Below are 22,404 nucleotides of genomic sequence, written 5' to 3' on the forward strand. Positions count from 1 at the left end.
CGTATAGTCCAAAGAGTAAGAATTGGTCTGGATGTTGCATTGGGTCATAATTTTTCTACATTTAAACCGACAATCGACGTTTCCAATCAGAATTGATGAAAGTGCCATGAAGGCAATATTTTGCAGGGTTGTGCTGCTTTACATCCTATGCTTTCAGCAGGTTTTCGCACAGGAATTGACGCCCAGGTTCAGGCGGCTTACCACCGACCAGGGACTTTCCCAGAGCCATGTGAGCGCAATCCTGAAAGGCCGCAGGGGTTTCATGTGGTTCGCTACCGAGGACGGGCTCAACCGGTTTGACGGCTATAAATACACGCATTACAAACACGATCCGGGCAATCCGGCTTCTATCCACGACAGCTTTGTATTATCGCTGCTGGAAGACGAGGAGGGAAAATTGTGGGTAGGTACTTCCACGGGCCTGGACCGGCACGACCGGGCTACGGACAGCTTTCTGCATTATCCGCATCCGCGACGCGATCTGGCCATTAACACCATTTTTCGGGATAGTCGTAACCGCTTCTGGCTGGGCACCGACCAGGGCCTTTACCTGTTCGACCGGAGCCGCGGTACTTACCAGCTGTTCAGGTACCCGGGGAGGGATGCGGGGTCGGGAAATGCATTTGTGACCAGTATTGCAGAGGGGAAGGGCTACGTGCTGTGGGTTGGTACGGAAAAAGGGCTGTTTAAGCTAGATGTGAAATCGGGTGTTTTCGCGGCTTACGAGCACGGCGCGCACGCAAGCGCCGGGCGTACGAGCGCGGGCGGGGCCGGCGATGCGCTTAAATCCGACTGGATCAAAGTGCTGCGTTATGACCGGAGGGGAAATTTATGGGTAGGAACGCATGGCGGAGGTGTGTCGGTCATCGGTCCGTCGGGGACCATTGTAAAGCATTTTGAACACAAGGCCGCCGATCCGTGGAGCCTGGCGCACAATGATGTGCTTTCCATGGCCGAGGACGGCAGCGGCAAGCTATGGATTGGTACGGAGAATGGGGGTATCAGCATTTATGATCCGGCGACGGACCGTTTTTTTTCCGTGCGTAACAACCCTGACGACCGCTATTCGCTCAGCAACAATTCGGTATACGCGATTTACCATGATAATGCGGAGAATATGTGGATTGGCACCTATGCCGGTGGTGTGTCGTTTCTGCCCAAGTTCGGTCCGAAATTCGAATCTCACCGTCGGATGATCAGTAATCCCAACAGCCTGAGTAATAATGCGGTGCTTGCCATTTGCGGCGACAGTACGAGCGACGACATCTGGATCGGGACTGATGGGGGAGGGCTTAACAGATTCAACCGTAAAACGAAGAACTTTACATTTTACAGGCATCGGGAAGGCGACCCTCGCTCGATTTCGAACGACTATGTGATTTCCGTGATATGGATCGCCAGGGACGTGCTTGCGCTGGGTTTTCACAATGGCGGCTTCGATTTCCTGAATGTTAGAACGGGTGCGATTGAGCACCATTTGCCGGAAGAAGGCAATCCAAATAGCCTTTCAATTGCCGACGTGAACAACATGATGCGGGACCGCGACGGGAATCTCTGGATCGGTACCTGGAAGGGCGGGCTCAATTTTTACGATGTCAAAACCAAAGCCTTTACGCATTACCAGCACGATATCACCGATCCGGCGAGCATCAGCGGCGACATTATTACCACTATTTTTCAGGATAAAAAGGGGAATATCTGGGTAGGGACGTTTAACGGCCTCGACTTGCTGTTGCCCGGCCGCAACGGCTTCAAACATTTCCGCAGCCGGCCCAACGATCCGTCGAGTATTTCCCACAACAAAGTACAATCGATCCTGGAAGCGGAAAATGGCGATCTCTGGATAGGCACGGTGGGTGGCGGATTTTGCTATTTCGATCAGAAAAAGCAGCGGTTCAAGTCATTCCGGGAAAAGGACGGGCTTGCAAGTAATGTGGTATTTGGAATCCAGAAAGACAGTAAGAACAATCTTTGGCTTAGTACTAACAAGGGTATTTCCAAGTTTAACCTGCTGACCAATACCTTTCGAAATTACGGTATTGCCGATGGCCTGCCGGGCAATGAGTTTCGGGACAATTCCCGGTTTCAGACGGCCGACGGGCAGATGTACTTTGGGGGGATCAACGGTTTCATCAGTTTCTATCCCGACAGCCTGCGCTACAATGATTTCGTGCCGCCTGTGTACATCACAGATTTTCAGATATTTAACAAGCAGGTCGTCACAGGGGGCAGTGACAACATCCTCAAACAGCAGATCAGCGAGGCCAAAACGATCACTATTCGTCATGATCAGTCGGTGATCACCTTCGAATTCGCGGCATTGAGCTATACCGTCGCCGAAAAGAACCAGTATGCCTATATGCTGGAAGGCTTCGACAAAAGCTGGAATTACAGCGGCAACAAACGCACTGCCACCTACACCAACCTCGACCCTGGCACTTACACATTCAGGGTAAAGGGCTCCAACAACGATGGGTTATGGAATGAGAAGGGGGTCGCCATAGAACTGATTATCGAGCCGCCGTTCTGGCTTACCTGGTGGTTCCGGCTGTTGACCGTCGGACTGATAGCGGCACTGATTTTGGCCCTGTATCAGATCCGGACCTACACGATCCGTAAGCAAAAGCGGGTCCTCGAACAGCAGATACAGGAGCGGACCAAACAACTCGAACGCGCGATTGGGGAACAGCAACTGGCAGTGGAAAAGGCTGAGTTGGCTAACAGGGCCAAAAGTGCATTTCTGGCCACTATGAGCCATGAAATCAGGACGCCGATGAACGGGGTGATCGGCCTCGCTTCGCTGCTTGCCGAGACTGAACTGACCGAAGAGCAGCGAGATTTCACCAGATCCATACAGACGTCCGGACGGGATTTGCTGAATGTGATCAACGACATTCTCGATGTTTCCAAAATTGAATCGGGCAATATGGAGCTCGAAGAAAAAGAATTTGGCCTGAAAGCCTGCATTGGTGAAGTAATGGACCTTTTCCGAGCAAAAACTGCCACTCAACCGCTCAACCTGACGTTGAAAATCGAGGAAAATGTGCCGTCCCGCATTGTCGGCGACCGGTTGAGGCTCGGCCAGATCGTGACGAACCTGGTAGGCAACGCGGTTAAATTCACGCCCAGGGGAGAGGTACGTGTGCACGTGTATGTGATCGGGCAGGAGGGTGAGAAGGCCAAACTGGGGTTTGAGATTACCGACACCGGCATTGGGATCGCGGAGGATAAGCTGGACAAATTATTCAAACCGTTTTCACAAGTAGATTCGTCCACGACACGGCAGTATGGAGGCACCGGCCTCGGTTTGGTGATCTGTGAAAAGCTGACCGCGCTCATGGGGGGCGATATCGAGGTCAAAAGCGAGTTGCACAAGGGCAGCAGCTTCCGTTTTTGGATCGCAGCCAAAGTTGCTCCGGATCGGCAGGAACACCAGGAAGCCAAGCCTGGAAGCGACGATGCTGAAAAGAAGCTTCATTCCGATTTTGCAAGCCGGCATCCGATGACGATCCTCGTGGCGGAGGACAATAAAGTGAACCAGATCGTGATCATGAACACGTTAAGCAAGCTCGGTTACCAGGCCGATCTGGCGCATAATGGCCTGGAAGTGCTCGATCAGGTACAGAAAATCGATTATGATGTTATTCTGATGGATATGCAAATGCCGAAAATGGACGGTCTGGAAGCTACCCGGCAAATCAGGGCACAGCATACCACGCATCCATTTATCATCGCCATGACCGCCAATGCATTGCAGCAGGACAAAGAGAAGTGTTTTGAGGCAGGAATGGACGATTACCTTAGCAAGCCGGTTATCCTGGACGATCTGGTGGTGCTGCTCCAAAAATGGGCGGCCCGCCTGGAACCGCGTGCCTCGGGAAATGCATAGTACCCACGATTTTAAAATTCTGGTAAAACAAGAAGAGCAGCTTTGGGGCTGCTCTTTTGCGTCTGTTTGTGATGAAGTGTTAATAAGCTTTGACGGTAATCTGCCTGATACAAAATCTATACCATCTTTTCGAAGGAGATCGAACTGTGCAGCCCGTCATAGTTCCTGTTTGTTGATAGCACAAATATAATGGAATATTTCCTAATGAATGGATATAATCCACAAAAATATTTTCAACTTAGACCTGCTCAGCTATTTTGGGCCAGCCAACTTCGATTTCAGTTTAAGGAAGCCAGTGAATCCCGCAGCGAAACGTCTTCGTGCGACGCGTCGTAAACGCACTGCCCGCCCTTCACGACCAGGATCTGGGGAGATTCGTGCACAACACCAAAGTTGCTGGCGATAGCCTGGGATTCCTTGCGGTTTTGGATCACGTCCACAATGTAAATGGGTATCTGAATGTCGGTAGCGGCGTTTACTTCCGATTTGAGCTGCCGGTAAGCCATCAGGCTGGTTGCGCAACGGGGGCTGTGTTTGTAAATAATGGAGTAATCTGCCGATTGATAAATACTATCTACTTCTTCTTCACTACTAATAGTAATCCAGTTCATAACCTGTTAAAATATTTCGTCAAACTATTTGCAACAGGTTACACAACACACAAAACGTAGTTTTTCATTCCATCGAAATTGAAAAAGTGCTCTCAGGGCATCTCGAAGCACAAATCAGAAGTTTTGCCCCATCGCGAAAATTGGACGCGCTGCTCGGAAACCGTTTGATTTTTGAGTTTGTAGAAGTCTGTTACCAAAGCTGAACCTCGCCGAAATGATGGGCTGCTCGCCCCAGTACATTGGCAAAACCCTGAAAGGCTCAGAAAACCTCACTTTACAAACCATCTGTAAAATGGAAAAGGTGCTTCAAATCAAATTGATTGAAACACCTTATAGCCAATTACGAGATGCTAAACCTTCTTCTCAACCGGAACAACAATAAAGTTGAGCAGTTCCGTGTGCCGGATCACCGAAATGTCGGTAATGCGAAGGATGTCGCGCGTTGTGAGCGCCTTGAACAGTTCATTGGAATTGCGGACAGGCTTGCCGTTGAATGAGACGATAATGTCGCCCTCCATCAGCTGCGACCGCGACGCAGGAGTGTTCGGTTCAATGTGCGTGATGAAGATGCCCTCGTGGTTTGGAAGCTTGTGGTGCTGACGAACGCGTTCGTTTAGCGGGACATCCTGTAATTGGACGCCCAAATATGCCTTGAATACCTTGCCGTCGCGGATAAGTTGTCGTGCAATCTCCTTCGCCGTATTGATATCCACGGAAAAGCTCAACCCCTGGGCACCTTGAATGACAGCCGTGTTTACGCCAATCACCTCTCCATCGGTGTTGATCATCGGGCCGCCGGAGTTGCCCGGATTCAGCGCCGCGTCCGACTGTATTACATTGTCGACAAACCGCCCCGACTGCGTTTGCAAAGTCCGGCCGAGCGCACTCACTACGCCCGTAGTGACCGTATGCTGGTAGCCGTAGGGGTTGCCGATCGCAATCACGAACTGTCCGATCTGCAACGCACCCGAATCGCCAAGTTTGGCTACCGAATAACCCTGCGTGTATATTTTCAGGATAGCGAGGTCGGTGTCCGGGTCTTTGCCTACGAGCGTTGCTTCAATCTCGTTCTCGTTCAAAAGGCTCACCATAATTTTCTCCGCGCCGTCGACTACGTGACTGTTGGTGAAAATGAGGCCATCAGAAGAGAATATGAACCCCGAGCCGGAGCCTGCCGGCCGTATTTTTCCATTGACTGTCTTGAATATATCGATTTTTACAACGGCATTTTTGATCTGATCAACTGCGCCGATGATCATGCTTGAAAAGGTATCCATAGCTACTGGGTATCGTTTTGGTAAAACCCGTTCAAAAAGCTATCCAGCCGGCTTTTAAATGCCAAAGTGGCGCGCGCCGAAGTACAGCACGACAAAAGGGCATGATACATGCTAAGGCAGGCTGACCACAATCTTGCCAATGGTTTTTCCGGTCTCTATTTCGTCATGGGCTTTGGTGATGTCTTCAAACGCATAGGTAGCTGAAACATGCGACCGCACTTCCCCGGACCTGAGTAACGCCGCAACCCGCCCCATATCCTCGCCGCTCGAACTTACATTAAGCGTGTGGGCATATACTTTTTTCGCCCGCACTTTCTGAATCAGCTTTTCATCCGTGAATGGCACGAGGAGTGCGATGAGACGGCCACCTTCTTTCACAGCATCTAACGATCGGAATATGTGATCGCCAAAGAGCGAATCGATCACAATGTCGGCGTCCTGCACAATGTCTTCGAACTGAGTGGCGGTGTAGTCGATGAATTCGTCTGCACCGAGGCCGAGAATGAAGTCCTTTTTGGCTGCGGAGCCCGTGCCGATAACGTAAGCACCAAAGTGTTTGGCGATTTGCACGGCGTAATGTCCGACGCCCCCGCCAGCCCGGTGAATCAATACCTTTTCACCTGTTTTCACTTTTCCATAAGTAACCAGGGCCTGCCAGGCGGTAAGCGCGGCCAGGGTCGCGGCAGCGGCCTCTTCATGCGAAATGTTGCCCGGCTTCAATGCGAGCTGGTCTGCGGGAGCGGCCACGTATTCGGCGTATGCCTTACCATGTCCCCGAAAGTTGACCATCCCAAATACCTCGTCGCCCGGTTTCCATTGGGTGACCGCCTTGCCTAAGGCTTCGACCACCCCCGAAATGTCCCAGCCGATAATAACCGGTTCGCCGGGCTGCGGTTGGAGGAACATTTCCAGGGCGAACGGATGGGTTCTTACAAATGCGTCGACCGGGTTGATTCCGATTGCCTTGACGCGTACCAGTACTTCATTTTCCTTGATTGCCGGCGTAGGTATTTCGGTGAATATCAGGTTTTCAGTCCCTCCGTTGCTTGCTAATGTGATGGCTTTCATGATTTGCAATTGTTTGATTTGATGTCTGCAAATTTCGCGGGCCGGTCACTTTTGTGAGTTGTAAAAATTTGGGTTAAATCGGTACCTTTGCGGGTATGCGCATCCATCATATCCATCAGCCTTTCGATGTCCTGCTAGTGACAGTCGACGAATGTCCGATCAAGGAGCATAAGAATACGTTCATCGAACTGGTATATATGTTTGATGGTACGGGGACATACCATATCAACCAGAATGAGTTCCGGTACCAGAAGGAAAACCTGTTTTTAGCAATGCCTATGGATTTGCATTATACCAAGGTAAAGGAGACTACGGCATTTATGTTTATTCGGTTTAATAATATCTATCTGAATGCGCAGAAGGCCCGCGATGAGTATAGTAACCTGGGTGACTGGATCCATAAATTGGAATATATTTTTCATAACAATAATCACCTGCAAGGCTGCATTCTTCGGAACCAGCATGATAAGCCGCTGGTAAGAGCATTGATGGAGGCCATCAGGCAGGAATATGCCAACCGGCAAACGCTGCATAAAGAGCTTGTCCAGCAGCTACTGAACACCTTGCTCACGGTGGTTGCACGGAATATTACCACCCATATTCCCGAAAAGACACAACTGGCGCAAAACACCTCTCTGGACATTATTCATTATATCCACCAGAATATTTACAACCCGGACCTGCTTCGGGCTGAGCGCATCGCTTCCCATTTCAATATCTCGCTGAATTACCTCAGTGAGTATTTCAAAAAGCACACGCACGAAACGTTGCAGCAGTACATCATCAACTATAAAATTGCATTGGTGGAAATAAGGCTGAAACACAGCGACATGCGTATTAATGAAATAGCTGCCGAACTGGGTTTTACAGACGACAGCCATCTCATCAAGACTTTCAGGAAGCACCGTGGGATGAGCCCGCTCGAATACCGGCGAGAGGCTTTGGTCCTGGTGTAGGGGAATTTTATTTTACAATTTTCAGCTCGCGGCCGTCCACGGAAACTACATACAGCCCTTTTGGGAGGTTAGCGATGTTCAAGCGAACGGCTTTTTCTCCGGTTTGGGCACTTTGCACCAGTTTACCCGCGCTGTTAAAAATATCAATACGATTCAATGCCTGAGCGGATTCCACGGTGATCAAATCTGCGGCAGGGTTAGGGAAAACACGTACTGTCTCATTTCCATTGACGCGCACGCTCACAATGCGCGTGAAGTCGGTCCGGCCATCCGCATCAACCTGCTTCAAGCGATAATAATAGGTGCCTTTTGAAAGAAATTCATCTTCATACTGATAAAAAGAGCTGTTTCGGGTGTTACCCATGGCATTGACGGTTTTGACGGTCGCAAATGTCCGGGAGTCACTGCTCCGCTGCACTTCGAAGTGTGATGCGTTCACCTCGGAAGCCGTCGACCAGTCGAGGGTTACCCGCCCGGTAATGCCCATGCGGGCGCTGAAAGATTGCCACGTGACAGGCAGCGGGGTTGACAGTACATTCAATGCAGGCGAGAAAACGGTGTTGCGGTTGGAATCAATCACTTTAAGTTTATACAAACCAGCCCCGACCGTCCATTGCTGGGAAGTGCTTTGTACCTGGTTGCAATCGCCGAAGTTGAGCCAGTTGTATTGGTAGCCACCCGGCAAAGAAGGGCCCGTGAATGTAACCTGCGAGCTGCCCTGTACGCTGGCCGCGTCGACTGCCGGTGGGGGCGTCGCGGCATATGGATTGGATTGGGCGAGGAAATCGGGCGTAATCTTGTCGGCCCAGAGGCCGGCAAGGAAAACCAATCCTGAATAGATTTGTCCGTCGGGAGAAGGATTGATGCCATCCCCGCGAAAATGTACTTCATCGTGACGGTACTCAATGCTATAATACGGATCGGTTTCCGGGCCCTGGAATACGTGCGGATAGAGCCCATCGTTGTTGATCAGTTCGTTCTGCGCATTGACCACATTGGCCGAAACGCGTGTGGAGCCGTTGACGGTAAACCGCGAAGCACGTGCGACAACCCAGCCCAGATTGGGCTTGCCGGTAACGTTGCGGCTCGCGTTGACCACATCCCAAAGCGCCGATAAGTAACGGTTGTAAGTGTTGTCGCCTGGCTGTTCAAGGTAATTGTCGGATTCGCCCTGGTGCCATAAAACGGCCCTTACACCCAATTGAGCAATGTAATAGTTCAACGCAAGCCGTAAATGCCCGAATGGCAGGCCCGCCGGGAAAGTGTAGCCGAATGCACTGGTAGTTACGCCGTTGGGATCAATGGTTTGTTTCCAGTTGTCGACCCCGGTGCTCGACCAGCCACCGTTGAATATCATCACGGGCACGTGCAGTTTCTCGTAAATTTTGTCACCAAAAGAACCCCAGCACCACGCATAGTTACCAAATGGCGCCGTTTTTACGTTCGCATCGAGATGTACAAACTCAGGGCAGGGTAGCTGGACATTTGAATAAGGGGTAATGGTCGATGTTCCCGGATCCACATTCTGGAAATTGACGCTGTTGACCTGATCATGGGCAGCGGGAGGGCCGTTTGGATTGGCGTCGCCGCCTGTTGCATTAGACTGGCCTGCCACAACGAACACCTCGCCCACGCCTACACGCGCGAGCGTCGCGATCGACGACGTACCGCCGCCATTTGCCACACCCCGCGCTTCCAACTGGTACCAGCCACCTTTTAAATGTACGGAACCCAAAAACTGGCCTTGTGAAATCTGGTCATCGAGCGTTACCCAGCCTCCGCCTGCCGGAAATGCCTCACCCTCACCGGGTACGCGGGGCGTAAGCCGCACCTCGATCTTCTGGTAAGGCTGCGTGATATACCCTCCTATATATACGTCGGCTTCATTGGCGTTGTTGCGCTGAAAAACCGCCCTTTCGGATGGGAAAGTTACTACAACCTGCGAGAAGGTTCTGTGTGAGGTGATTAGAACTAATACTAGAGCAAGGAGTGGTAGTTTTCTTTTCATAAGTTACTTTTTACGATAGATGGATAGCGTTAATGTGATTTGAAACAGAATTTAAAATGCCAAAAGCAGCCTCTACATTCCTATCAGGAGTGCATACTCAGTTTCCGATAAGTTGTGGAAGGACTATTCTCATCGAAATTTAGGCAAATAAGTGATGCGAAATACAGCTGCGGCAGATACCATTTATTTTATGGTGCCCCGGCGCTTCGGCACCCGGACAAAACCTCTAAATTTGCCCCATGTCAAAAATGATCCCACAAAACCTGATTGAAATAATGGTCCACAATGCGCAAGAGGTACAAAACCAGCTTGCGAAGGATCATGCGCCTGTTGTGAAGCTGCATTCCAAATATGGCAAGGCCATTTGGCTGCTTTCTGAACTCGATCCTGTTAATAATATCGCTTTCGGGCTTTGCGACCTGGGGCAGGGCAATCCGGAGCTGAGTTACGTGTCGCTGTCGGATCTTGCAAGCCTCAAACATGCGCGCCTGAAAGTGCCCATGGTAGAAGCCGACCCTGCCTTCGACGGGAAATATCCGATGAGCGTGTACCTGAAAGCGGCCAAAGCGGCCGGTAGGGTAGTGGAGGAAGACGCTGTGCTGAGTTTGATGAGCCCGCTCGAATAATTTTCTCATTTCCGTTTTTCTTGTCCTAGTTCAATGCCTTGCCCCTACCCGGGGATATACCTTTGTATCATCAAAAACAAAGAAACATCTTAACTGAACAAGACAATGGAAAATACAATCAACGGCATCCACCACATTACAGCGATCGCTGGTGACGCTAAAACCAACTACGATTTTTATACAAGGGTATTAGGCCTTAGAATGGTGAAAAAAACCGTCAATTTTGACGATCCTAATACATATCACTTTTATTACGGCGACGAAAACGGTACGCCGGGTTCGATCCTGACTTTCTTCCCCTGGGGTAATCAGATCCCTGCCGGACGCCGCGGAACCCGCCAGGCTACCGAAATCGGATATTCGGTGCCCGAAGGCAGCCTGGATTTTTGGTTGAAAAGATTGGAGGCCAATAAAATCACTTATAACAAACCTGCCGAGAAATTCGGGGAGCAATATCTGACCTTCCTGGATCCCGATGGTTTGAAATTTGAACTGACGGTCCCAAAAGTTACCGATAACCGTATTCCATGGACTACTTCGGAAGTAGGAGCCGAATATGCGACCCGTGGCTTCCATAATGTGACGATCACAACGAACAACATCGAAGAGACCGCCAAAGTATTGACCGACATCTTCGGTTACCGCCTGGCCGAACAGCATGTAAATCGCTTCCGGTTTGTGACCGACGCGATTGAGAATGCAAATATCGTCGACCTGGTGGAAGCTCCTGGTGAAAGAGCGGGTCATGTGGCCAAAGGTTCGGTTCATCACATTGCATTCCGTGTTGCGAATGATGATATTCTGATGGAGTTCCGCAAAAAAGTACTGGATGCCGGTTTGCAGATCACCGATAAAATCGACAGAAACTACTTCTACTCGCTCTATTTCCGCGAACCGGGAGGTGTTCTGTTCGAGATCGCAAGTGATAACCCAGGCTTTGCAACCGACGAAACTGTGGAACAACTCGGCTCCGGTTTGATGCTGCCTCCTCAGTACGAGCCTCGCAGAGAGCAGATCGTCAAAGTGTTGCCGGTACTTAATTAATGAATGGTCATATGTAGTCATTTGTAGTCAGGTATTGTCATTTGTAGTCAGGTATTGTCAGGTGTGGTCAAGTGTTGTCAAGTGTGATCAAGTGTTGTCAACTACACCCAAAGATTTTCGACCATTTAATAATGAACAACAATACCTGAATACGAATGACAACTCCTAACAACGCCCGACCATTCACTCATTCAAAATTCACTCACTCGAAATTCCCATGTACACCCATAGCAAACAATTCATCACAAGCGGGATACCCATCCAGCAGGCCAAAAAAGCGATCGTTATGCTGCATGGCCGGGGTGCGACTGCCGCTGATATTATTTCCCTTCAAAGGGTTTTGAATCTGAGCGATTTTGCAATTTACGCGCCGCAGGCCACGAACAATAGCTGGTATCCTTACAGTTTCATGGCGCCGGTTACGCAAAACCAGCCTGCATTGGATTCGGCATTGACATTGGTAGGAGATGTGGTAGCGGAAATAGAGGCCGCGGGAATCCCAGCCGATCAGATTTATTTCGCCGGTTTTTCGCAGGGAGCTTGTCTTACACTGGAATATACCTCGCGCAATGCCCGTAAGTATGGGGGAATCATTGCTTTTACAGGCGGGTTGGTAGGCAAGGAGTTGGACATCGACAACTATAACGGCGATTTCAAACAGACGCCAGTGTTTATTTCAACTGGTAACCCCGACCCACACGTGCCTGTATCGCGGGTGCAGGAGAGCGTGACCATCCTCGAAGATATGAATGCGACGGTTAACCAGGTGATTTACCCGGGCCGGCCACACACGATTTCGGGAGAGGAGATCCAATTGGTGAACAACACGATTTTGAAGTAATCATGAAAAATTCCGTATTGCACCCGGCCTCGTCGCGCTTTTACGCGGACCACGGATGGCTCCAAAGCGCACAGACTTTCAGTTTTCACGGAAATTATGATCCTCAGCGCATCCAATTTGGTGCGTTGAGGGTTTTAAACGACGATACTGTCAACGGCGGTAAGGGCTTCGGGCGGCACCCGCACGATAACATGGAGATCATTTCGATCCCGCTGGAAGGTACGCTGGAACACCAGGACAGCATAGGTAATGTGGCGGTGATCCGTCGGGGAGAGATTCAGGTCATGAGCGCCGGTACCGGCGTTTATCATACCGAATTTAATAAGGATCCCGAAGAGCCTGTGACGTTTTTGCAAATATGGTTATATCCCAAAAAACTGAATGTGGCGCCACGCTACGACCAGATGGAATATGCTTCCGGCGACCGACATAACCGTTTTCAGCAAATCCTGTCACCGGATCCCAACGACGACGGCGTGTGGATCAATCAGGACGCCTGGTTCCATTTGGCTGAGTTGGATGCCGGTTTTGAAACCCGGTACCAGCTGAAAAAGGAAGGAAACGGTGTGTATGTGTTCGTGATTGATGGGAAAGTGGAGGTGAATGGACAGCTGCTTTCGACGCGTGACGGCTATGGTTTCTGGCCGGAGACTGCGGTCTCGTTGAAAGCGGTGGAGAAAAGTGCTCTGCTTGTGATCGAGGTTCCTGAAAAGTGGTAGAATATGAACTTGAATTGATCGGTAATATGTCGAAAATCAATATTCTGGCAGTAGCCAACCATCCCGAAATCCTGGAAACGATTATCCGGCTGATCAACCAAAATGAGCCCTGGCACGGGATACCTGCCGGTTCTTTGGAAGAAGCGGAGGAAGTACTTCGCTTAAATTCGGTCGATTTAGTACTTTTGGGGGTCGGGGTAGATGAGGAAACGGGTGGGAAAATCACATCTCTTTGCCAATCCATCGATCCGCGGATCGTCTGCTTGCGTCATTTCGGAGGCGGCAGCGGTTTATTATATTCAGAGATCCGGCATGCGTTAGCCGGTGGCTAATCCATTAACCGATGATGTTTGAGAAGATCAACAGCTACGCACTGAGGTGCTTGCCATTTACCCCACAAGACCTCGAATTTTTCGATTCGTTACTGCAATTTAAAACATACTCCAAAAAGACCTTCCTCTTACAGCAGGGGGAGGTTTGTCAGTTTGAGGCCTATATTCTCAAAGGTTGTATCCGCACCTATTTTATCGATAGCGCAGGGGCAGAGGTGACACTGCAATTTGCGGTGGAAGATTGGTGGGTAAGTGATATTACCAGTTTTCATAACCAGACTCCGAGTCACGTTTACATTGAAACGCTCGAAGACTGCGAAGTGCTCATTCTTACGCCTGAAACCAAGGAGAAGTTACTGGCGACCGTCCCTGGTTTCGAACGGATGTTCCGGCTCATGGTACAGCGAAACCTCGCACAAACGCAAGAGCGGTTGTTCAGGACCATTTCTACCAGCGCCGTCGAGAAGTACCTCGATTTCCTCGCCCGATACCCTGCCATCCCCCAGCGTGTCCCGCAGCATTACATCGCGTCATACCTTGGTTTTTCTCCGGAGTTTCTGAGCAAGGTGCGAAGGAAACTAAGCGAAAAATAGCTTACCCGAATTATCAAGCGGCTGATTGCCTGCATATACGGCGCAAAAACATCCACAAATTACTGCGTTGACAGCGCTTGTTTGCACGAAAGCGGTTTGGAACAATAGTTTTTAGGAATGCCGCATCACTAATCATGAACAATCATGGCAAATGCAGCAATCATAGAAACATTGAATGACTTGATACTGATCAACAACGACCGCATTGCTGGCTACGAAAAGGCCTATGACGAGACGGACACCGCCGACACCGACCTTCGGTCGGTTTACAACAGCCTGGCCAACCATAGCCGCGACAACGTGCAAGAATTGAGCAGTGAAGTTACCGCATTAGGCGGCGAACCAGCGACAGGCACAATGGTCTCAGGCAAATTATACCGGGTTTGGATGGATGTTCGGGCGGCATTCAGCAGTGATGGCCGCAAAACTTCGCTGGAAAATTCGGAATTCGGGGAGGACGCCGCGCAGAAAGCATATAATTCGGCGCTCGAATCGGATGAGCTGACGCCCGAGCTTCGCGCACTGATCACGCGTCAGAAAGCTACGCTGAAAAGTGGCCACGATACGATCAAACGACTGCGCGATGCGGAAAATGCTTATCACTAAAAATCAGATTACAGTTTATCAGCAAATAAGGGAGGCCGGCAAATCGCCGGCCTCCCTTATTAATAGGCCTATTGAAAAAATGATACCCATCATGCCCGGCCTTTTGCGTCCCAGTGATCCTTGATCACTTGGCCCGCCGTATCGCGGGCGATAACCCTGGTGAATCGGTCGCCCGTAATACGCCCATTTTCATTGCGGTGGCCGATAAAGAGCACCACAGGATTACCTTCCTTGTCTGTACGAAAAGTAAGGTCGTATTTCCCAAACTTCCTGTCGATCGTGCTTTCGGGCTCGTAGCGCTTGGAAAGCTCTTTTAATAGCTTGTCTCCGATTTTCATCATCATTCGCATTGCCGGTATTTCTTATCAATTACCTGATCGTCCGGGCACTTTCAGGCCGATCAGGGACTTAATCATTGCTTGTAGGTTGTAATGAGTATTTCAGAATCCGCTACCGCCTTGATCGAATGTGCCAGGTGAGCGTGGAAGGTCATCATTTGGCCGGCTGTGGTGTAAAATACACGTCCTTCCGTTTCGACCTTCAGTTCCCCGGTCAGCACCTGGAATGTAAGGGCTTCGTCAATCGAATGGTCGTTAACCATCGCACCCGATTTCAGGATGGCGATCACGATCGTAATTTTGTCTGATTTGTATACGGTAATAGCGTTCCGGTCATTTTTTGCCCAGGATTTTTCCGATCTGAGCTGTTCAAGGTAGGTAGGAATATCGCTGAACACATATGGCGCATCCAGGATACGGTCACCCTCAGGGCGGTTTCCGGTCGAGTGGTTGGATTTGATTTCCATTGACATGGTGAATAAGGTGTTGATCAATAGATTTTAGGACGCAGGAAAATCATGCCATTATGATATTAATAATTATTTTAATAAATTTTATAAAAAAATCCTGTTAAAGCAATCCTTCGTCCTACTTCGTCCAGGTGCAGAATCGCCTCACCTGAATTGCTTTTTACCATGAAATATTTGGCTCAAACAAATGACTTTTGCCTTTTGATCACAAGATCGACCGTTGAATAAATGAAATGGTACTTTTTTTAGAGTTATTCCATTATTTTTGGGCATCACACTCTTAACTAAAATTTAGCTGTGGAATTTAATAACAGGGAAATCGGCGCTACACTTATTCTGGTCTGCATGGTAGCTTTTTGGACTTTATCGTCTATTCGCAGGCGGATCGAAGAAGAGAGAAAGAAGAAGATTCTCAAACAAGGCGTTCAGGCGAACGCTACCGTTCTGGCCATTCGGCCGACGGGCGAATACCTCAACAATCTGCCCGAATTTCAGGTGCAGGTGAAGGTAAAACCAAAAGCTGGTAATGATTTTGTAACGGAGATGCGGGAGGTTCTTCCATTTGCCAAATACGACTCTCTCCGCAAAGGCACGCAAGTACTCGTTAAATATGACCCCGAATACTACAAAAGAGCGATTTTCCTGCAAATGGCAGAGACAATGATTTAATTTCTGACTTCACTGATCTTCATAAGAAAAGGGCCGTAAGGCCCTTTTTTGTTTTGATTGCCGGGAGTACTAACATTAAGTGTGTGCATAGTGCATTACGAATAGGTGTGTGTGACAGCCCGTGAATGTGTATAGTAGTTCAGACTGATTGATACAAATCAAACACCTAAAATTGACCTTCCCAAAGTTGTTGAATGAGAGGCTGACAAGAATTATCAATCGGCAAATCAAATGCCGATTAGCCCGTTTTTGCGGACTTTATGTTATTGTTAAGGATGTTTTCCAAAGCTCGGCCCGTGATACCTTTGCAATCTCAAAAAGATCTCCCATGAAGCAACTTCTCTCTCTCGTTCTCGCCTTTGTTCCGGTAATGTACTCCGCCAACGTATACGGCCAGGGTAAGACGGTCGCTCTGATCGCCCACCGGGGCGGGGTAGTGGACAGCACTTTTACGGAAAATGGGCTGCCGGCGTTGAAGGAGGCTGTGCGCCAGGGCTACAAGATGGTCGAAACCGATATGCGGGTAACGGCCGACGGTGTTTTGATCGCCAACCACGATGCTGATTTTAACCGGTTCTATGGCGATCCGCGTAAAGTGACGGAGACGAAATGGGAGCACGCCCGCGCATTGACGAGCAAGCTCGATGGCAATCATCCCATGCTCCTCGAAGAGGTGTTCAGATTTTGTGCTGAAAATAAAATGGCCATCATGCTCGATAATAAGATTGCCGGGATGGACTCCGCACTCTTCTCCGGGCTGACCGCCATGCTGGACCGGTACCACCTTCGCAAAACGGCTATCATGATCGGTACCGATGAATCCACGGAGTTTTTTACAGGCAAGGTACGGCTAAGCTGCTCCCGGAAGCAGCTGGAAGAAAACATGAAGAAGCCAGGCTATCATGCGGATCATTACTACCTGTTCGAAAGGCCGGCCAACCTCAGGCAGGAGGACGTAGCGTGGGCACGGAAGCACAGCATCCGCGTTGTGGCGGCGATCAACAAATACCATTACCGTAAATCAGCCGACATGATGGCCGACGCGAAAAAGGATTGCGAGCGCATGCTCGCGTACGGCGTGACCGAATTTCAAATCGATTCGGAGTTCCGGCAATTCCTGCTGAAATAATTTTTCTCAAAAAAATGATAAATCGTTTTAGGGATTGACGGAAGTTGTTTGACTATACATTCAGATCCGAGTAAAGGAGCACCCTGATGACTAAAATTCTAACCGATGAACAGCTGGTAACGCAGCTCCGCGAAGGCAACAAGCGTGCTTTTGAGGAGATCTACGACCGTTACTGGTATAAACTGTTCTGTATTTCCTATCATCAGGTGGGATCGCGGGAGGAATCGGAGGAACTGGTGCATGATATATTCGAGAGCCTGTGGAACAGACGCTCGGATACCGAAATCCGGAACCTGGCAACATACCTGGTGATAGCGATGAAATACCGGGTGACGAATTTCATCAAGTCACAGATTACCTGGCGGCGATATCAGGAATACTTGATTTTGAATAAAATTCAGGAAACCTACTCGACAGACGATATTGTGCAGTTTTCGGATCTTTCACGCGCGGTGGACGAGGTGATGCGCAAGCTGCCGGAGAAGACCAGCCGGGTGTTCCAGTTGAGCCGGTTCGAGAACCGCCCCGTGAAAGACATTGCCGAGGAGCTGAACATTTCCGAAAAAGCGGTGGAATACCATATTACCAAATCATTAAAAGCATTGAGAGAAAATCTCTGGATGTATTATTCCAGCAACTAAACCTATACACGCCTCCGCAAATGACACCCGAAAGTTACGACCAACTGATACAAAAATATATTGCCGGTGAAACCACGGCGGAAGAGGACTTGCGGGTGGAACAATACCTGCAAGAGAATCCGGCGGAAGACTCCGAAGTGCTGCTGTCAGAAAAAGACGAGATCGGCCAGCGCATTCGTCAGAAGCTTCTGGCCACTACGACGAGAAAGCCCGTCAAAATAGGCTGGTGGACGGCTGCCGCTGCGTCGGTGGCGCTGCTGGCAGGGGTGTTCTGGTACAATGCCCCCAAACGGACTGCCTATTTCCCTGCATTGAGCTCGATCTGGACCTGGAACGACGATGGCGAAGGTTTTGCGGTAAGTAATACCTCGCACAAACCCCAGCGGCTCACGTTGGAGGATGGGAGCGTAGTAATCCTGCAACCCAACAGCCGGATCAGCTATCCCGAGCATTTCGGAGAACGTAAAAGAACGGTGTACCTGCACGGCGAGGCCTTTTTTCAGGTAAAGAGAGATGTGACCAAGCCTTTTATCGTTTCGACGGAAAATCTGGCAACGCAGGTTTTGGGAACGAGTTTCAATGTGAAATCTTACGATGGCGCCGGCTCGATCGAGGTGCAGGTGGCCACCGGGCGTGTTTCCGTTTACGAAACTTCCGAAAGCAAGACGGCCAGCAAAAACGGTTTCATACTGACCCCAAACCAGAAAGTGGTATTCGATAAGGAATCGCGGAAAATGGAACTGGGCATTGTGAAGAACCCCGTGGCTGTTAAACCGGCCGAGGCGGGCGTGCGGTTTGAGTTTGCCGAAATACCCGCCATGGATGTGCTGGCATTGCTGGAAAAGACCTATGGTATTGATATTGTCGTGGAAGGCGATGTTTTGCGAAACTGTCTTTTCACGGGTGACCTTAATGAACTGCCGATGTTCGATCAGCTTGATCTGATCTGCAAGGCCGTGAATGCAGAGTACGAACGCCGCGGCGCTTCGCTGTTTATTTCGGGCGAAGGGTGCGGCAACTGATGGAGAAAGAAAAAGCAAGCCGGCCATGCGCTAACATGTCCGGCCGTTTTGAATACCCTTCCTGGCAGAAGGATACTGTTTGTTTTTGAGTTGTTCAGTTCACAAAAACCTTTAAAATTATGCATAAAAAAATACCCTACAAAAGGGTTGTTTACAAAGTCATGAGTACTACCGCTAAACAACTTTTGCTTGCTTTGATATGCTGCGGGATCTCCATGGCGCACGGCGTTTATAGCCAGGAGTTGCTGAACAAGGAGATTTCACTGAAAGTCGAGTCGTTGGAAATCAGGCAGGTATTGCGCCAGATTGAAAAGCAGGCCGACGTCAAATTTGTATACAGCTCGGGCAGTATCCAGGGCAGGAGTACAGTGGCAGCAAAGCAGCTTCAGGGTTCGCTGAACCGCGTACTCGACCAGCTGCTCACGCCCCTCAATGTGTCTTACGAGGTGGTGGGTAATTCGAGGATATTGCTGAGAAAAAAGAACGACCCGCAAAGCGCAGCGCCCTTTAACGCCAGAACCGCGGGTATGATAGCCGATCGGACGATTACCGGCAAGGTAGTGGACGAGAAAGGCGACGGCTTGCCGGGCGTGAATATCCTCATTGTAGGCAGCCAGCAAGGCACCACATCCGACCAAAATGGTCAGTACCAGCTCACTGTGCCGGATAATGGCGTCACGCTCCGTTTTTCGTTCATTGGTTATGTGAGTCAGGATGCGGTGGTGGCCAACAGCTCCGTGATCAACATCACCATGGCTCCTGATGTGAGCGCATTGAAAGAAGTGGTGGTGGTAGGTTACGGAACGCAAGAGAAAAAGGATGTAACGGGTGCGGTGTCGTCGGTGAAAGGTTCTGATTTTCAAAATCTTCCGTCGGGTGGTGCGCAGCAGGCATTGCAGGGCCGTGCGGCGGGTGTGAACGTGATCCGTAACGGCGGTGCGCCGGGCGATGCGGGTACGATCCAGATACGCGGTTTCGGTACGGTGAACAACGCCGACCCGCTGGTGGTGATCGACGGCGTTCCGACCGGTTCAATGAACGACGTGAACCCGAATGATATCGAATCCATTGAAATCCTGAAAGATGCGTCGGCATCCGCTATTTACGGAACGCGTGCGGCAAACGGGGTGGTGATCATCACGACCAAGCGTGGTACTTTCGATAACCCCATTAGTGTAACATTGAATGGCTATGCCGGTATCAGCAACCGCATTAAAACCCTTGATATGCTGGAAGCGCCTGATCTGGCGGCGTTGAAACGCGAAGCCTACAAGAACGACGGCTTGCCTGTACCACCGATTTGGGATGATGCCCAATACCAAACCCAGAAAACCAACTGGCAGGACGCATTGCTCAAACAAGGCGTTACCCAAAACTACGATGCGGCGATCCGTGGCGGCGGCAAATACTCGTCGTTTTCCATTTCGGGTGGTTATTATAATGAAAAGGGTATTATCGGGAAATCCTATTACAAGCGGTACACATTCCGCGTCAACTCGGATCACAAGATCGGATCGAGGCTGAAAATAGGACAGAACCTTCAATTCACGAATACGCATAATACATCGCCCAACACGACTTCTTCGCAGACCGGTTTGCTTTGGAGCGCTATCCGTTTCCATCCCGGCCTTCCGATCCGCAATGCTGATGGTTCTTACAGTTCAACCAAGGGTATAGGAGCATTCGGGGATATTAACAACCCCATTTTTACGGTCGATACGCAGGATCAGAACAATATCCGCAACCGCATTTTGGGTAGCCTCACCGGCGAGCTGGAATTGTTGAAAGGCTTGAAACTGCGCGCCAACCTGGCTATGGACGCGACCTTTTCCGAAAGCACGAATTTTGATGTAAAAATAAACGATCAGTTCCGCACCAATTCCTACAACCAGCTGGATCTGACGCACGGTAAGTATTGGTCGTTTTTGCAGGAGTATTTTCTTTCTTATGACAAAAAATTCGGTGCGCACAGCCTGAACCTCGTGGGTGGTTATACTTCCCAGACGTTCAACAGCATTTCTTCCAGGCAACGTGGCCGCGATTTCGCGAGCGAGGATCCCACGCTACGCTACCTGCAATATGCGGGAACAATCGTATCGGTGGCGGGCGAAGACGGTAACCGCAGCTACGACGCGCTGGCGTCGTGGTTTGGCCGCGCCAATTACTCGCTCATGGACCGCTACCTGCTGACGGCCACATTCCGTGCAGATGGTTCTTCCAAATTCGCACCGGGCAATCGCTGGGGGTACTTCCCTGCATTCTCGTTGGGATGGAGATTGTCGGAAGAGGACTTCTTCAAAAACGCATTGCCGGTGTTCAGCAACTTCAAGCTAACGGGTGGCTGGGGGCAGCTGGGTAACCAAAACGTGAACTCGCTGCAATACCTGGCGTTGATCAACTCGTCGTACCGCTATGCATTGGGTGCGGGCGGCACGCAAAACCCGATCTCGGGTGCTGCGCAAAGCCGTCTGGCCAATTTGCAGATAGGTTGGGAAACTGCCGAAATGAGCAATTTCGGTGTGGAAGCAGGACTTTGGAAGAATGCATTGTATTTGTCAGTGAACTACTTCATCAAGGATACCAAGAAGATGCTGCTGGCGCCGCCGTCTATCGGAACGATTGGTACCTCCATTATTCCTGACCAGAACATCGGTCAGCTGCGCAACAAGGGGGTGGAAATCGAGGCGTCTTACCGCCATTCATTCGGCGACCTGACCCTGAACCTGAGCGGTAATGCTACATTGATCAAAAACCGCATTACCCAACTCGCCACGCCAGGCGGCTTCCTCGCTTCGCAGCTGTATGGCCGCGGGCAGCAGGAGATCGTGCGCACGTATGAGAACAATCCTTATGGTACGTTCTATGGCTATAAAACGAATGGTCTGTACCAAAGCCAGGCTGAAATCGACGGGGACCCTAACATTGCCAACGATTCGCGCAAAACCAACGGGCAGATCCACCCAGGTGACGTTCGCTTCCTGGATTTGAATGGCGACGGCATTGTTGACGACAAGGACCGGACGATCATCGGAAGCCCTCAGCCTAAGATCAATTATGGTTTGAATGCAGGGCTGAACTACAAAGGATTTGATTTTAACTTGTTCTTCGTTGGTGTAGGTGGTGTTTCGATCTTCAATGCCGACCGTATGCAGGGCCTGGATGCGAGCTATTCTTTCAATTTGTATCAAGAGGCAACCGAGCGCTGGAACGGTGCGGGTACCAGCAATACTGTGCCGCGCCTGAGCATCGATAACCCGAACCGTAACTTCCGTCCTTCCGACCTGTTTATCGAGAAAGGGGATTTCTTCCGCCTGAAAAACTTCACATTGGGCTATACCATCCCTAAAACCGTGATCGAGAAAGTGAAATTGACCCAGGCGAGGATTTACGTTACCGGACAGAACGTGTTTACACTGACCAAATACACCGGTCTGAACCCCGAGCTGGGTTATGTAGGCGGAGACAAAGCAGCAGGATTGTACAATCAGCTGAATGTCGACTACGCGCAGTACCCCCAGGCACGCACCTGGACGATCGGCGCAACTTTGTCCTTTTAATCTCAATC

General features: G+C 50.1%; 21 protein-coding genes. 15 read left to right on the top strand and 6 right to left on the bottom strand.

Annotation, left to right across the window (positions count from 1 at the left end):
• Positions 1-106 precede the first annotated feature (106 nt).
• A complete protein-coding gene (locus J2Y43_RS17625) occupies positions 107-3,889 on the top strand; it encodes a two-component regulator propeller domain-containing protein (RefSeq protein WP_309985062.1) in 3,783 nt (1,260 codons plus the stop codon).
• Positions 3,890-4,167: 278 nt separating this feature from the next.
• Here the strand turns inward: J2Y43_RS17625 and ytxJ are convergent, their stop codons facing one another.
• Positions 4,168-4,500: a bacillithiol system redox-active protein YtxJ gene (ytxJ, locus tag J2Y43_RS17630; RefSeq protein WP_309985064.1), complete on the bottom strand. Its 333-nt coding sequence runs from the start codon at positions 4,498-4,500 to the stop codon at positions 4,168-4,170.
• Positions 4,501-4,717: 217 nt separating this feature from the next.
• On the opposite strand from ytxJ, the gene J2Y43_RS33610 reads away from it, so the two are divergent.
• Positions 4,718-4,882: a hypothetical protein gene (locus tag J2Y43_RS33610; protein ID WP_409014460.1), complete on the top strand. Its 165-nt coding sequence runs from the start codon at positions 4,718-4,720 to the stop codon at positions 4,880-4,882.
• Here the strand turns inward: J2Y43_RS33610 and J2Y43_RS17635 are convergent.
• On the bottom strand, positions 4,851-5,777 hold the full coding sequence (locus tag J2Y43_RS17635; RefSeq protein WP_309985066.1) for a trypsin-like peptidase domain-containing protein: 927 nt from the start codon (positions 5,775-5,777) through the stop codon (positions 4,851-4,853). The genes J2Y43_RS33610 and J2Y43_RS17635 overlap by 32 nt on opposite strands.
• A 111-nt stretch (positions 5,778-5,888) precedes the next feature.
• On the bottom strand, positions 5,889-6,845 hold the full coding sequence (locus tag J2Y43_RS17640) for an NADP-dependent oxidoreductase (RefSeq protein WP_309985068.1): 957 nt from the start codon (positions 6,843-6,845) through the stop codon (positions 5,889-5,891).
• A gap of 95 nt (positions 6,846-6,940) precedes the next feature.
• Between J2Y43_RS17640 and J2Y43_RS17645 the strand changes: the two genes are divergently transcribed.
• Entirely contained in the window at positions 6,941-7,801 is an 861-nt protein-coding gene (locus J2Y43_RS17645) for an AraC family transcriptional regulator (protein ID WP_309985070.1), read from the top strand.
• A gap of 7 nt (positions 7,802-7,808) precedes the next feature.
• On the opposite strand, the gene J2Y43_RS17650 is transcribed toward J2Y43_RS17645, so the two are convergent.
• On the bottom strand, positions 7,809-9,809 hold the full coding sequence (locus J2Y43_RS17650; protein WP_309985072.1) for a T9SS type A sorting domain-containing protein: 2,001 nt from the start codon (positions 9,807-9,809) through the stop codon (positions 7,809-7,811).
• 239 nt (positions 9,810-10,048) lie between these two features.
• Between J2Y43_RS17650 and J2Y43_RS17655 the strand changes: the two genes are divergently transcribed.
• The 7 genes from J2Y43_RS17655 to J2Y43_RS17685 all read left to right on the top strand — a co-directional run bounded on the left by J2Y43_RS17655 (position 10,049) and on the right by J2Y43_RS17685 (position 14,570).
• On the top strand, positions 10,049-10,435 hold the full coding sequence (locus J2Y43_RS17655; RefSeq protein WP_309985075.1) for a DUF2958 domain-containing protein: 387 nt from the start codon (positions 10,049-10,051) through the stop codon (positions 10,433-10,435).
• A gap of 105 nt (positions 10,436-10,540) precedes the next feature.
• Positions 10,541-11,479 carry a ring-cleaving dioxygenase gene (locus J2Y43_RS17660; RefSeq protein ID WP_309985077.1) on the top strand — a complete coding sequence of 313 codons (939 nt, stop codon included), beginning with the start codon at positions 10,541-10,543 and terminating at the stop codon, positions 11,477-11,479.
• A 217-nt stretch (positions 11,480-11,696) separates the two neighbouring features.
• On the top strand, positions 11,697-12,320 hold the full coding sequence (locus J2Y43_RS17665; protein WP_309985079.1) for a dienelactone hydrolase family protein: 624 nt from the start codon (positions 11,697-11,699) through the stop codon (positions 12,318-12,320).
• 2 nt (positions 12,321-12,322) lie between these two features.
• Complete coding sequence (locus tag J2Y43_RS17670; protein ID WP_309985081.1) at positions 12,323-13,039, top strand: pirin family protein; 717 nt, start codon at positions 12,323-12,325, stop codon at positions 13,037-13,039.
• A 26-nt stretch (positions 13,040-13,065) separates the two neighbouring features.
• The gene (locus J2Y43_RS17675; protein ID WP_309985083.1) at positions 13,066-13,371 is read left to right on the top strand and encodes a response regulator receiver protein; all 306 of its coding nucleotides are present in this window, start codon (positions 13,066-13,068) and stop codon (positions 13,369-13,371) included.
• Between the two features lie 11 nt (positions 13,372-13,382).
• On the top strand, positions 13,383-13,964 hold the full coding sequence (locus J2Y43_RS17680; RefSeq protein ID WP_223404542.1) for a Crp/Fnr family transcriptional regulator: 582 nt from the start codon (positions 13,383-13,385) through the stop codon (positions 13,962-13,964).
• Between the two features lie 144 nt (positions 13,965-14,108).
• Positions 14,109-14,570: a PA2169 family four-helix-bundle protein gene (locus J2Y43_RS17685; RefSeq protein ID WP_309985086.1), complete on the top strand. Its 462-nt coding sequence runs from the start codon at positions 14,109-14,111 to the stop codon at positions 14,568-14,570.
• 89 nt (positions 14,571-14,659) lie between these two features.
• On the opposite strand, the gene J2Y43_RS17690 is transcribed toward J2Y43_RS17685, so the two are convergent.
• Both J2Y43_RS17690 and J2Y43_RS17695 read right to left on the bottom strand, forming a co-directional pair.
• A complete protein-coding gene (locus J2Y43_RS17690; RefSeq protein ID WP_309985088.1) occupies positions 14,660-14,914 on the bottom strand; it encodes a hypothetical protein in 255 nt (84 codons plus the stop codon).
• Between the two features lie 68 nt (positions 14,915-14,982).
• Positions 14,983-15,375, bottom strand: coding sequence for a hypothetical protein (locus J2Y43_RS17695; RefSeq protein WP_309985090.1), 393 nt, complete (start codon positions 15,373-15,375; stop codon positions 14,983-14,985).
• Between the two features lie 300 nt (positions 15,376-15,675).
• Here J2Y43_RS17695 and J2Y43_RS17700 point away from each other — a divergent pair, with 300 nt between their 5' ends.
• From J2Y43_RS17700 to J2Y43_RS17720, 5 genes are all read left to right on the top strand, one after another.
• Entirely contained in the window at positions 15,676-16,047 is a 372-nt protein-coding gene (locus J2Y43_RS17700) for a hypothetical protein (RefSeq protein ID WP_309985091.1), read from the top strand.
• Positions 16,048-16,375: 328 nt separating this feature from the next.
• Entirely contained in the window at positions 16,376-17,176 is an 801-nt protein-coding gene (locus J2Y43_RS17705) for a glycerophosphodiester phosphodiesterase family protein (protein WP_309985092.1), read from the top strand.
• A gap of 86 nt (positions 17,177-17,262) precedes the next feature.
• Positions 17,263-17,817, top strand: a complete 555-nt coding sequence (locus J2Y43_RS17710) for a sigma-70 family RNA polymerase sigma factor (protein WP_309985094.1) — start codon at positions 17,263-17,265, stop codon at positions 17,815-17,817.
• A 20-nt stretch (positions 17,818-17,837) separates the two neighbouring features.
• Positions 17,838-18,839 carry a FecR domain-containing protein gene (locus J2Y43_RS17715; RefSeq protein WP_309985096.1) on the top strand — a complete coding sequence of 334 codons (1,002 nt, stop codon included), beginning with the start codon at positions 17,838-17,840 and terminating at the stop codon, positions 18,837-18,839.
• 119 nt (positions 18,840-18,958) lie between these two features.
• Complete coding sequence (locus J2Y43_RS17720; RefSeq protein ID WP_309985098.1) at positions 18,959-22,396, top strand: TonB-dependent receptor; 3,438 nt, start codon at positions 18,959-18,961, stop codon at positions 22,394-22,396.
• Positions 22,397-22,404 lie beyond the last annotated feature (8 nt).

It is taken from the genome of Dyadobacter sp. BE31 (assembly GCF_031457695.1).
GTDB lineage: Bacteria > Bacteroidota > Bacteroidia > Cytophagales > Spirosomataceae > Dyadobacter.

What these genes read in the sequence shown, in the direction of transcription:
- J2Y43_RS17635 (WP_309985066.1), bottom strand. Translation starts at nt 5,777, where the DNA reads ATGGATACCTTTTCAAGCATGATCATCGGCGCAGTTGATCAGATCAAA.
- J2Y43_RS17665 (WP_309985079.1), top strand. Translation starts at nt 11,697, where the DNA reads ATGTACACCCATAGCAAACAATTCATCACAAGCGGGATACCCATCCAG.
- J2Y43_RS17715 (WP_309985096.1), top strand. Translation starts at nt 17,838, where the DNA reads ATGACACCCGAAAGTTACGACCAACTGATACAAAAATATATTGCCGGT.
- J2Y43_RS33610 (WP_409014460.1), top strand. Translation starts at nt 4,718, where the DNA reads ATGGGCTGCTCGCCCCAGTACATTGGCAAAACCCTGAAAGGCTCAGAA.
- J2Y43_RS17670 (WP_309985081.1), top strand. Translation starts at nt 12,323, where the DNA reads ATGAAAAATTCCGTATTGCACCCGGCCTCGTCGCGCTTTTACGCGGAC.
- J2Y43_RS17720 (WP_309985098.1), top strand. Translation starts at nt 18,959, where the DNA reads ATGCATAAAAAAATACCCTACAAAAGGGTTGTTTACAAAGTCATGAGT.
- J2Y43_RS17675 (WP_309985083.1), top strand. Translation starts at nt 13,066, where the DNA reads ATGTCGAAAATCAATATTCTGGCAGTAGCCAACCATCCCGAAATCCTG.
- J2Y43_RS17710 (WP_309985094.1), top strand. Translation starts at nt 17,263, where the DNA reads ATGACTAAAATTCTAACCGATGAACAGCTGGTAACGCAGCTCCGCGAA.
- J2Y43_RS17660 (WP_309985077.1), top strand. Translation starts at nt 10,541, where the DNA reads ATGGAAAATACAATCAACGGCATCCACCACATTACAGCGATCGCTGGT.
- J2Y43_RS17680 (WP_223404542.1), top strand. Translation starts at nt 13,383, where the DNA reads ATGATGTTTGAGAAGATCAACAGCTACGCACTGAGGTGCTTGCCATTT.
- J2Y43_RS17705 (WP_309985092.1), top strand. Translation starts at nt 16,376, where the DNA reads ATGAAGCAACTTCTCTCTCTCGTTCTCGCCTTTGTTCCGGTAATGTAC.
- J2Y43_RS17685 (WP_309985086.1), top strand. Translation starts at nt 14,109, where the DNA reads ATGGCAAATGCAGCAATCATAGAAACATTGAATGACTTGATACTGATC.
- J2Y43_RS17640 (WP_309985068.1), bottom strand. Translation starts at nt 6,845, where the DNA reads ATGAAAGCCATCACATTAGCAAGCAACGGAGGGACTGAAAACCTGATA.
- J2Y43_RS17650 (WP_309985072.1), bottom strand. Translation starts at nt 9,809, where the DNA reads ATGAAAAGAAAACTACCACTCCTTGCTCTAGTATTAGTTCTAATCACC.
- J2Y43_RS17625 (WP_309985062.1), top strand. Translation starts at nt 107, where the DNA reads ATGAAGGCAATATTTTGCAGGGTTGTGCTGCTTTACATCCTATGCTTT.
- J2Y43_RS17690 (WP_309985088.1), bottom strand. Translation starts at nt 14,914, where the DNA reads ATGATGATGAAAATCGGAGACAAGCTATTAAAAGAGCTTTCCAAGCGC.
- J2Y43_RS17655 (WP_309985075.1), top strand. Translation starts at nt 10,049, where the DNA reads ATGTCAAAAATGATCCCACAAAACCTGATTGAAATAATGGTCCACAAT.
- J2Y43_RS17695 (WP_309985090.1), bottom strand. Translation starts at nt 15,375, where the DNA reads ATGGAAATCAAATCCAACCACTCGACCGGAAACCGCCCTGAGGGTGAC.
- J2Y43_RS17645 (WP_309985070.1), top strand. Translation starts at nt 6,941, where the DNA reads ATGCGCATCCATCATATCCATCAGCCTTTCGATGTCCTGCTAGTGACA.
- ytxJ (WP_309985064.1), bottom strand. Translation starts at nt 4,500, where the DNA reads ATGAACTGGATTACTATTAGTAGTGAAGAAGAAGTAGATAGTATTTAT.